7 protein-coding genes and 1 pseudogene are annotated in these 10,992 nt (G+C 61.4%); 5 read left to right on the forward strand and 3 right to left on the reverse strand.

Annotated elements, in window-relative coordinates:
* The first annotated feature begins 35 nt into the window (after positions 1 to 35).
* Positions 36 to 1,013: a 1-phosphofructokinase family hexose kinase gene (locus tag AC629_RS27005; protein ID WP_084807950.1), complete on the forward strand. Its 978-nt coding sequence runs from the start codon at positions 36 to 38 to the stop codon at positions 1,011 to 1,013.
* A gap of 57 nt (positions 1,014 to 1,070) precedes the next feature.
* On the opposite strand, the gene AC629_RS27010 is transcribed toward AC629_RS27005, so the two are convergent.
* Entirely contained in the window at positions 1,071 to 1,910 is an 840-nt protein-coding gene (locus tag AC629_RS27010; RefSeq protein ID WP_084807951.1) for a universal stress protein, read from the reverse strand.
* Between the two features lie 463 nt (positions 1,911 to 2,373).
* Between AC629_RS27010 and pyk the strand changes: the two genes are divergently transcribed.
* On the forward strand, positions 2,374 to 3,786 hold the full coding sequence (gene pyk / locus AC629_RS27015) for a pyruvate kinase (RefSeq protein WP_084807952.1): 1,413 nt from the start codon (positions 2,374 to 2,376) through the stop codon (positions 3,784 to 3,786).
* A 46-nt stretch (positions 3,787 to 3,832) separates the two neighbouring features.
* On the opposite strand, the gene AC629_RS27020 is transcribed toward pyk, so the two are convergent.
* Positions 3,833 to 5,530 carry a long-chain-fatty-acid--CoA ligase gene (locus AC629_RS27020; RefSeq protein ID WP_084807953.1) on the reverse strand — a complete coding sequence of 566 codons (1,698 nt, stop codon included), beginning with the start codon at positions 5,528 to 5,530 and terminating at the stop codon, positions 3,833 to 3,835.
* Between the two features lie 443 nt (positions 5,531 to 5,973).
* Between AC629_RS27020 and AC629_RS27025 the strand changes: the two genes are divergently transcribed.
* From AC629_RS27025 to gpmI, 3 genes are all read left to right on the forward strand, one after another.
* On the forward strand, positions 5,974 to 7,287 hold the full coding sequence (locus AC629_RS27025; RefSeq protein ID WP_168195590.1) for an acyltransferase family protein: 1,314 nt from the start codon (positions 5,974 to 5,976) through the stop codon (positions 7,285 to 7,287).
* Positions 7,288 to 7,711: 424 nt separating this feature from the next.
* Positions 7,712 to 8,773 (forward strand): Gfo/Idh/MocA family protein, encoded by a 1,062-nt coding sequence (locus AC629_RS27030; protein WP_084807955.1) that lies wholly within the window; start codon positions 7,712 to 7,714, stop codon positions 8,771 to 8,773.
* A gap of 42 nt (positions 8,774 to 8,815) precedes the next feature.
* On the forward strand, positions 8,816 to 10,351 hold the full coding sequence (gpmI, locus tag AC629_RS27035) for a 2,3-bisphosphoglycerate-independent phosphoglycerate mutase (protein ID WP_084807956.1): 1,536 nt from the start codon (positions 8,816 to 8,818) through the stop codon (positions 10,349 to 10,351).
* A gap of 182 nt (positions 10,352 to 10,533) precedes the next feature.
* Here the strand turns inward: gpmI and AC629_RS27040 are convergent.
* A pseudogene (locus AC629_RS27040) lies at positions 10,534 to 10,905 on the reverse strand (outer membrane protein); the annotation flags it as partial.
* Positions 10,906 to 10,992 lie beyond the last annotated feature (87 nt).

Below are 10,992 nucleotides of genomic sequence, written 5' to 3' on the forward strand. Positions count from 1 at the left end.
TGACGTTTCTATCCCCAGGCGAGAAGGCTTACGCCATGATACAGCAGCCGGAGATAGCCTCAAAGCCGATCGTTACGCTGACGCTGAGCCCGACCATCGATCTCGCGTTCAAGTCGAACGAGATCAGGCCGATCCGTAAGAACCGGGCGGTAGGACAGCGCACTGACGCGGGGGGTGGCGGCATAAACGTCGCGCGCGTGCTGAAGGAACTGGGCCTTGAGTCCTACGCCATCTACCTCTCCGGCGGCGCAACCGGACTCGTCCTGAACGAGCTCGTCGCGAAGTTGGGCGTACCGGGAAAATGCATCGAGGTAGCCGGCGGCACACGCATCAGTTTCACGGTCCTGGAAGAAATTTCCGGGCTGGAATATCGTTTCGTAAGCGAGGGCTCTGCCCTTGTTGAAGCAGAGTGGCAATCGGCCCTTTCCGAGCTTGGCGAATGCGATGCAGACTATGTCGTCGCGAGCGGCAGCTTGCCGCCCGGGGTTCCCATCGATTTTTACGCCCGCCTGGCGCGCATTGTGCGGAGCAAGGGAGCACGCCTGATCCTTGACACGTCAGGGCCTGCACTCCACGCGGCGATGTCGGCAGGAGGCATTTATCTCGCCAAGCCCAGTCTCGGGGAGTTCGAGATTCTGACGCACCGAAAGATTGAGTCCGCCGAGGAACTTGCCGAGGTGGCGAGATCTCTGGTGGCCGATGGCTCCGTCGAAAACCTTGCTGTGAGCATGGGGCGCGATGGGGCGTTGCTCGCGCATCCCTCGGGCACGTTGCGCCTGAGAGGCCCCAAGGTGAAGGCCGTGAGCGCCGTCGGGGCAGGCGACAGCTTCGTGGCGGCCATGACTTTCGCGCTCGCACGCCGACAGAGTGTCGAGGACGCATTCATGCTAGGCATGGCCGCCGGCGCCGCGGCCGTCCTGACCCATGGCACCCAATTGTGCCGACGGGAGGATGTCGAGCGTCTCCATGCTGAAGTGGTGGCCGAGCGCGCGCGTATCGAGGCAGCCACGTAGCGCGGTGAAGGCCCGCCGATGTCGTGCAGGGGCATTCGCCGGACAACTCAAGGGGAGCTAGTGCGACAAGAGTACGGGAATTGCAATTCTCGCCTCAAAGACGTCTCGAGTTGCGCTACCGAGCATTAGTGTGCGCTCGAATCCGTGCGCGAATGCGCCCATCACAAGCAGACCTGCACCTGCTTGCCGCGCATAAGCCAGAAGGGTCGCGCCGACGTTCAGAGCCTCACGATGGATGGCAGTGAATTTGGCATTAACCTGCCAGCGCGCCAGATAACGGCAGAGCGCGTCTCCAGATTGGGGTGTCGAAAACGGCTTGTCATCAACGACCGATACGACGAGCACCTCACGCGCTCTAACGAGAAGTGGCAAGGCGTCGTGAACTGCACGAACCGCCGAGCGTGTCCCGTCCCAGGCAACGACAATCCGGTTTTCTGGGAGTGCAAAGGTGCCTGGTGGCACCAGGACAATTGGCCGACCACTCCCAAACAGGGCTGCCTCGACGACGTCCTTGCGAGGCGAATCGAGTGGTCCACGCACATCGATAATCAGGATATCTCGCACCTGGGCACAATGGATCACGCGTTCGCGCAGTGACGCGGACGGGTTCTCTGCCTGTAGGATGTCACATGGTACGTTTGCGTCTGCGGCCGCGGACTGAATGAGCTCCGCCGTTCGAGCCGCCCGTTCAATTGATGATATTTGCTTCCTGGGAGCGCTCCCGGCCTGCCGGATGTCCGGCTCAGGCGGCAAATCGGCGAGGTCGGCTTCGACCTCCGCGATCAATGCAGACAGACGCGCCCCATACAGGCTAGCCAGGCCGTTCGCATAACGCGCGCCACCAGAGAGATCATCTCTGCCCGCCGAAGGAGAAAGGAAAACGAGTATGTCCTTCATTTGGCCACCAATCCCCTCAAGAGGTCAGCGTTCAGTCGCCTGCGCGGGAAGCTCGTTTAAGGAATTCACTTCCTTTGCCCCGCAATCCTATTCCCTGTTTCAGGTGATCCCGGCTTACGTAGGGTCAACCGGGCGCAACACATAGGATGACGAGACGTTCCAGATCAGAATCCCGCACCGCTCTAGCGAACAATCCATACAACCCGCAGTGTACGAGCCTGGCATAAAAATGCTAGAAGTGTCTGACAGAAGCGGCGCGCAAGGTGTTGCTGACGAGGTCAGAAAGCTTGATCGGCCCAGGCAGTCAGGGTCGAAAGCGAATTCGCGCGCGTTCGTACGAAGCTGGTTCAAAGTCCCCGTCGGCGGCACCGTTGCGGCGATTTCGCCGCCATGAAGGGTGAGTTTCTTTATGTGAGCAACGTTCATCGTGCCTGAATGGGCCGCATGCATAGAGGATCAATCGATGCGTCTTCGAAGGGCAAAAATCGTGGCGACCGTTGGTCCCGCCAGCGCTTCGCCGCAGATGCTTAAGGAGCTGTTTGTTGCAGGTGTGGACACATTCCGTCTCAACTTCAGCCACGGAACCCAGAAAGATCATGCAAGTGTCCATGCCGCGATCCGTGCACTCGAGCAGGAGCTGCAGCGACCGATCGGCATCCTGATGGATCTTCAGGGCCCGAAAATCCGCATTGGGACGTTGCGCGATCAGAAGCTCATGGTCCGGCCCGGCGAGTCCATTCGGTTTGTTCGCTCCGGATCGGAAGGGGATAGCCGGGCCATACCGTTGCCGCACCCGGAAATCTTTGCAGCCCTTGCGCCCGGCGACGATCTATTGATCGATGACGGCAGAGTGCGCGTTCGCGCAACTAGCCTGAGCAATGACGCCATCGAGGCCGAAGTGATCGTTGGTGGAGCGATCTCGAACCACAAGGGCGTTAATTTGCCCGGAACGGTTCTGGACCTGTCGCCGCTCACCGCCAAGGACCGTGCCGATCTGGAATTCGGCTTGCGTCTTGGCGTGGACTGGGTGGCGCTTTCGTTTGTGCAGAAGCCGTCGGACATGATCGAGGCGCGAACTCTGATCGGCGAGCGCGCAGGGCTCATGGCGAAGATCGAAAAACCAGCTGCACTCGAGCGGATCGACGACATCATCCAGATGTCGGACGCGATCATGGTCGCGCGCGGCGATCTCGGGGTCGAGATTCCGCACGAGGAGGTACCTGGTCGCCAGAAGGAACTGGTGCGCGCCTGTAGGCTGGCCGTCAAACCGGTGATTGTTGCTACTCAAATGCTCGATTCCATGGTGGCAGCCCCGACGCCGACACGCGCCGAGGCGTCAGACGTCGCGACCGCAATTTACGACGGCGCGGATGCCGTGATGTTGTCGGCGGAGTCGGCCACGGGCCAGTACCCGCGCGAAGCCGTCGAAATGATGGACCGCATCATCCGCAGCACGGAGCAGCACAAGATGTATCGCTCGATCATCGAAGCAACCCAGCCCGATGAGGAACAGACTCTGCCGCATGCGGTTGCCGCGGCGGCGGCCGACTTGGCCTCGGCGATCCGTGCAGCGGCCATCGTCGCCTATACATCAAGCGGGACAACGGCCGCGCGTGTCGCGCGGAAGCGACCCAGGGTGCGGCTTCTGGCCACCACGACGAGTGTAGAGGTGTCCCGTCGTCTCTGTCTCTTGTGGGGTGCTCACAGCGCGCTTTCCGAGCACGTGCAAAGCTACGAAGACATGGTAAGCCGCGCGACCGAGCTTGCGAAACGGGAAGGGTTCGCAAGCACCGGCGATACTTTGGTGGTCGTTGCCGGGATACCGTTAGGTCAGGGCGGGACAACCAACAATCTGCGCGTCGTTTCGGTTTCCTGATTCCGAGACAGCGGGTAGAGCCACGCCGCTCAGACGCCGGTTCGCTTCACGCGGCCCGCGTGCCGATCTTCCGCGACTCGTCGCGCAACTGCCGGCGCAAGATCTTGCCGATATTGTTCTTCGGCAGATCGGTCCTGAACTCCACCAGTCGTGGGACCTTGTAGGGCGTGAGCCGCGTCTGGCAGTAGCTGATCAGGACCGCTTCGGTGAGATTTGGATCCTTCTTGACGACGAACAGCTTCACCGCGTCGCCGGAGCGTGGATCGGGGATGCCGACCACCCCGCATTCGAGTACTCCCGGATGGCTCGATACCACAGCCTCGACCTCGTTCGGATAGACCTTGAACCCGGACACCGTGATCATGTCCTTCTTGCGATCGACGATCCGGGCCCGCCCGGTTTCGTCCATGATGCCGATGTCACCGGTAAGGAAGAAGCCGTCGGGTGTCATGACGTCGGCCGTCTCATCCGGCCGTTTCCAGTAGCCTGGCATCACCTGCGGGCCGCGCGCGCAGATCTCGCCTGGCTGCCCAAGCGGCACCTCGTTGTTGTCGCCGTCGCGAATCGAGATGTCCGTTGATGGCAACGGCAGTCCGATGGTTCCGTCCCATCCTGGGTCGAGCGGCGAATTGCACGTCAGGACCGGCGACGTCTCCGATAGGCCATAGCCTTCCCATAGCGGCGAGCCCGTCGCCGTGAACCAACGGTCCGCTACCGATTTCTGCACCGGCATGCCGCCGCCGACGGCGCATTTGAGCATGCTCCAGTCGATCTTGCCGAAGTCCGGATGATTGAGCAGCGCGTTGTAAAGCGTGTTCACCGCGGGGAAATGGTTCACCTTGTACTTGGCAAGCTCGTTGATGAGGCTGGGGATGTCACGCGGGTTGGGTATGAGAATGCATTGGCCGCCGGTACCGACGCTAAGCAGGAAACATGCCGTCAACGCGAAGATGTGATAGAGTGGCAGCGCCGCCATGACGGTGAGACGATCGACCTTCGGCTCGTTCTCCAACACCGGCTTCAGCCACTCGTCGATCTGCAGCATGTTGGCGACCACGTTACGATGCAACAGCATCGCGCCTTTGGGAATGCCCGTGGTCCCGCCGGTGTATTGCAGGAATGCGAGATCGTCGGATCCAAGCTGCGGCTTGGTCAAGGTCATGCTCTTGCCGGCCGCGAGCGCAGTATTGAACGGCGTCGCGCCGGGCAGCGAGTAGGCTGGCACCATCTTCTTCACCCACCGTACCACCAGATTGACGACCGTCCCTTTGATCGTGCCCAGGAGGTCGCCCATGGAGGCAACGACGACGTGCTTGATGCGGGTCTTGCCGATCGCCTGCTGCAGCGTATGCGCGAAGTTCTCTAGCACAATGATAGCTTCGGCGCCGGCATCCTCGAGCTGAGTCTCGAGCTCGTGCGTTGTGTACAAGGGGTTGGTGTTCACCACGGTGAACCCGGCACGCAGGACGGCGCAGATTGCCACCGGATACTGCAGCACGTTCGGCATCATGATGGCGACGCGCGCACCCTTCGCCAGGCCTCTGCTCTGCAGCCAAGCCCCGAAAGCGCGTGACATCTCGTCGGTCTCGCCGTAGGTCAGCCCTTTGTCCATGCAGATGAAAGCAGTGTGCTCGCGATATTTGGCAAAGCTTTCTTCGAGCATCGCAACGAGCGATGCGTATCGCGACGGGTCGATCTCCGTCGAAATTCCCGGCGGGTAGTGCTTGAGCCAGATGCGCTCCATGGCGCTCCTCCTGACGACCAGCAGCGACCGCGACCCGGCTGGTCAGACCTCCGTCAAAGTCGGCTTTCCCTGTGCTGCTGGCAAGTGCGGTGGCCATTGCCGCACGTCCGAAGTTGATGAAACATGACAAGAACGTTCTGAGGACCCGGGAAGCAAAGGGCGCCGGCAAGTTCATGATTTTAGCACCGTGGAAGTTCCTTAACGGGCTTGCTGCAAATGCTGCAGGGAACTTCAAATCGGCGGCACTGGCCCGCAACCAGTGGTGTATACCGTCGTACCGACTGTAGCGTGCACCCCAACGAGCAAGCGTTGAGAGGGAACGTACGAGTTTGCAGCCCGGTTCGATCGAACTCATATCGCCAAGTGGGCTCGCGAGAGCCAATTCGTTGACTTGTACATGTTGACTTCTTCATACAGGTTGAACGGCACGTCGGAGAATGATCATGGCGGTTTGGTCCCGTGCTGCCGAGCTTGCTGACCGGACGCCCGCGTCCCGAAACCGCTACGTCGACTTCCTGCGGGCGACATCGATGCTGGTGGTAACTGTCGGGCACTGGCTGGCCGCCGCGCCCTATTTCGACGCAACCAACACCTTGACGACCGCCCACATCCTGACGGTCGCTCCCTGGACCGCCTGGCTCACATGGATCGTGCAGGTCATGCCGATCTTCTTCATGGTCGGCGGATATGCGAACGGCATCAGCTGGCGTGCCGCGCGGCGGGACGACAAGTCATATGCAGCTTGGATTGAAGGCCGTTTGCGCCGTCTGGTGTGGCCAATCCTCCCACTGCTTGCGGTTTGGGTGGCGATCGTTGCAATTGAATACGCCCGCGGCGTGCGGCCGGAATTGATCAGCTATGGCTCGCAGGTGGCGTTCATACCACTCTGGTTCCTCGCAGTGTACATCGGGATCGTTCTGCTCGTGCCAGTCACGGAGGCTGCGTGGGCTCGATTTGGGATGAGATCGTTCTGGGCTTTGACAGCTGCAGCAGCCGCTGTCGATGTCATGTACTTTGCTGTCGGTTTGCGATGGCTTGGCTTCGCCAACTATCTGTTCGTCTGGGGCGCAATCTCCGTGCTCGGATATGCGTGGCTCGACGGGCGGTTTTCCCAGCGCTGGACGCTGCTTGTCGGGTCCGCCTTCGGCTTCGCCGCGCTGCTCTTGCTGGTACACGTCGGGCCTTATCCTGTCTCAATGATTGGCGTCCCCGGCGATCCGATCAGCACCACGACACCGCCGAAAGTCACGCTGATAGCGCTTGCAACAGTGCAGGCGGGGTTGCTGCTTGCTGCGCAAGCATCCGCGCGTCGCTGGCTGGCCGGCCGTGTTGCGTGGACGGCAACCGTGGTGATGAACGGCACTATCATGACGCTGTTCATCTGGCACCTGACGGCGACGACGCTCGTGGTGCTTGCGGCCTATTTCGCCGGCGGCTTCGGTCTGCGGCTTGAGCCGGGAAGCTCTGAGTGGTGGTGGTCGCGATTCCCCTGGCTCGCTGCCAATGCGATGGCAGTCATTCCTCTTGTTGTAGCTTTCGGACGCTTTGAGCGGCCGCGCGCGACCGGAGGCGCACTGGCGCCCGCATGGCGCTACGTGCTCGGCGCACTCGTTACCGGTATTGGCCTTGCTCTGCTTGCGGCGCAGGGAGTTGGTGGATATGGGAGTTTTGGGCTGAACGTGTGGGGTCTCACATTCGCTCTCATGGGCATCGGCCTTATCGCAAGCAGGATCGGTGCGGTGCGCGGTGTAGTCTAGCGTTACCATCATGGGTCTTTCGGCTCCGAATGGTTGATTAATGTCCCGACGCGTTCGCCGATGAGCAGCTGGATCACGCGGTTTCGGGCGGAACGGAATTAAATTCCAGGCGTTCTTGCGTGAGCACGGCCTTGCGCCTGAGCAAGGGCGGGCTGTCGACTATCAAATTGTTCGCCTTTTCTTCGCTCTCGCAAACTTGCGGGCGACGCAGCTACGAAGGCGTGCGACTGCCGATGCGTTCGCGGACCGAGCACCGTGCCCTTCTGAATTGAACGGCCCGGCGAAGCAGTCGTCGCCAAGCTTTTGGCCGCAGGATACCGGCGAGGATAGGCACGAGGTGCGGCCGAACGCATCCCATAAGTGTCGATCTTTCGGCCATTTGCGTCCTATCGTCGTCGCCCCGCGTCGTTGAAAAGGAGGCGCAATGATCAGGTTCGGCCTGCTGGGATGCGGGCGTATTGCCAGGCGTCATTCCGATCTGCTAGGCGGCAATCGCGTCGAGGGCGCAAGGCTCGCGGCCGTCTGCGACCGGGTGCGCGCCCGCGCGGATGCGATTGCAGCGAAGTTCGGCGTTGGCGCCCATTACGACATCGATGAATTTCTCGCCCGCAAGGACATCGATGCGGTCGGGGTGTTGACCCCGAGCGGCATGCGTCCCGAACACGTCAACGCCTGCGCGAAAGCCGGCAAGCACGTCGTGGTGGAAAAGCCGATGGCGCTGCGGCTGCAGGACGCAGACGACATGATCCGCGCCTGCGACGAGGCCGGCGTCAAGCTTTTCATCGTCAAACAGAACCGCTTCAATGTTCCCGTGCTCAAGGCACGCGAGGCGCTCGAGGCAGGCCGGTTCGGCAAGCTCGTGCTCGGCACCGTGCGCGTGCGCTGGTGTCGCGATCAGGCTTATTACGACCAGGACAGCTGGCGCGGCACCTGGGCCTATGATGGGGGCGTGCTCACCAACCAGGCGAGCCACTATATCGACATGCTGGAATGGTTCTTCGGTGATGTCATCAGCGTTCATGCCCGCGCTACCACCGCATTGGTGCGGATTGAGGCCGAGGACACGGCGGTCGCGACCTTGAAATTCAAAAACGGCGCGCTCGGCCTTATCGAGGCGACCACCGCCACCCGGCCGAGCGACCTCGAAGGCTCGCTCTCCATTCTCGGCGAAATGGGGGTAGTCGAAATTGCGGGCCTCGCGGTCAACCAGATCCGACATTGGCGTTTCGTCGACGAACTGCCATCGGACAAGGATGTGATCGAGAAATTTTCGGTCAACCCGCCGAATGTCTATGGCTTCGGTCATCAGGCCTATTATCAGCACGTCGTCGATTGCCTGATGAACCAGCGCGCTGCGCTGGTCGACGGCCTCGAGGGCCGCAAGAGCCTGGAACTGATCTCGGCGCTCTATGAATCGATCGAGACCGGGCAGGAGGTGGCGCTTCGCTTCACGCCGCGCCTGGGCCGGTTGGGTGTCGTACCGTGAACCGGCCGAAGCTGCCGCCAAAATACAGTAGGAATGCCGGAAATGCAGAAACGTTGTCCGGTGATGCTTGTAGTGCTGGATGGATGGGGTTGGCGAGAAGGCTCGACCGACAACGCGGTCCGTCTCGCGCGCACCCCTACCTTCGACCGTCTGTGGGTTAGCTACCCTCATGCCGTCGTGCGTACGTCAGGTGGCGATGTAGGTCTGCCGCAGGGGCAGATGGGCAATTCCGAGGTCGGCCATCTCAATATCGGCGCCGGTCGCGTTGTGATGCAGGATCTGCCGCGCATCAGCAATGCGATCGCCGACGGCGAGATCAAAAGATCGCCGGCGCTGCTTGGGCTGATCGAGCGGATGCGCCGGGGCGGTGGTACCTGCCATTTGATGGGGCTGGTCTCGCCGGGCGGCGTGCATTCGCATCAAGATCACGCCGCGGCCCTTGCAAAGATGCTCGCAGAAGCTGGCATAGCGACGGCGGTACATGTCTTTACGGATGGCCGCGACACGCCGCCGCAATCGGCCAGCGAGGATATTGCGCGGTTGAGGGCCGTGTTGCCGCGGTCCATTCCGATCACGACGGTGTGCGGTCGCTACTACGCCATGGATCGCGACAATCGCTGGGACCGTGTAGCGAAAGCGTACGCTGCAATCCAGGAAGCCGATGGGCCGCGCTTCCCCGATGCGCTTGCGGTGATTGCCGATGCGTATGCGCACGATATCGGCGACGAGTTTGTGCTTCCGGCGGTGGTCGGCGATTATGACGGCATGCGGGACGGGGACGGCGTCCTGTGCTTCAACTTTCGTGCCGACCGGGTGCGCGAAATTCTCGGCGCGCTGCTTGATCCAGCCTTTGCCGGCTTTCCACGGCCGCGCCGGGTGAGCTTCGCTGCTGCGGTCGGGATGACGCAGTACAGCGAGACGCTGGATGCCCTCATGCAGGCGATGTTCGCGCCGCAGGCGCTGCCGAATATCTTGGGTGAGGTCGTGGCCGCTGCGGGCCGGACGCAATTGCGCATCGCTGAGACGGAAAAGTATCCGCACGTCACCTATTTCCTGAACGGCGGCGAGGAGGCGCAATATCTTGGGGAGGATCGGATCATGGTGCCATCTCCCAAGGTTGCGACGTACGACCTGCAACCTGAGATGTCGGCTCGTGAAGTAACCAACAGGGCAGTGGATGCCATCCAGTCGGGCAAATACGATCTAATTGTATTGAACTATGCCAACCCCGACATGGTCGGCCATACTGGCAACTTGGCGGCCGCCATCAAGGCTGTCGAGACAGTCGACACGGAACTCGGTCGGATCGCTGGAGCTATCGGAAAAGCCGGTGGTGCTTTGCTTGTCACGTCAGACCACGGCAATTGCGAGATGATGCGCGATCCAGAAACAGGTCGTCCACACACCTCTCACACCACGAACCCGGTGCCTTTGCTGCTAATGGATGGCGGCAACGTGTCGCTGGCCGAAGGGCGGTTGGCAGATATCGCACCAACAGTGCTGGAGCTCATGGGCTTGCCGAAGCCAGTGGAAATGACTGGCGCCTCGCTCCTGCGCCGGTCCGGCCGGCGGCCATGATGCCGCCGTGCAAATGATCGACACGTAGCGAATTGAGGACAAGGCTCCCAACCTTGAAAACGGCGTGCCGGCAAGGGTACCGTGGACCCCGCAAGAATATTCAATCGAAGTGGAGCACGTGCGCGGAACCGAACAAAACGCCGACGCGGGACCGGCCTTTTGAACTGAGATTCTATCGGCGATCAGTACTTCGCGATGACCGGGCTACCCCACTTGTAGTTCACGCGGACGGTGACGAGGTCGACGTCCTGGCTCACGCGAACGCTGCTGAAGAGCGCGCCGGCCGGGGTCCTCAGGTCGTAGGTGTGGTCGTCCATGAACAGGTGATTGTATTCGATGCCCGCGGTCCAGTTCGGCGCGAAGCCGACTTCGATACCGGCGCCGACCGCAGCCCCCCACCGGGCGTCGTTGGCGCTGGCGGCAAGGTCGCCGGTCGGCGTGAAGAAAGTACGGTAGCTGTTGTCGGTCACGGCGGCACCGCCCTTGACGTAGATCAGCACCTTGTTGACGGCGTAACCGATCTGGCCGGTGAACAGGCCAAAGGCATCGATCTTGGTTTCGGAGCAGCCATGTGTTCGGCCTTCTTGCGCGGTACACGTGACCGCTGGCCATAATGCCCTCCGCGGATCAGGTCCCGGTCA

The sequence above is a fragment of the Bradyrhizobium sp. NAS80.1 genome (assembly GCF_001908205.1).
Taxonomy (GTDB): domain Bacteria; phylum Pseudomonadota; class Alphaproteobacteria; order Rhizobiales; family Xanthobacteraceae; genus Bradyrhizobium.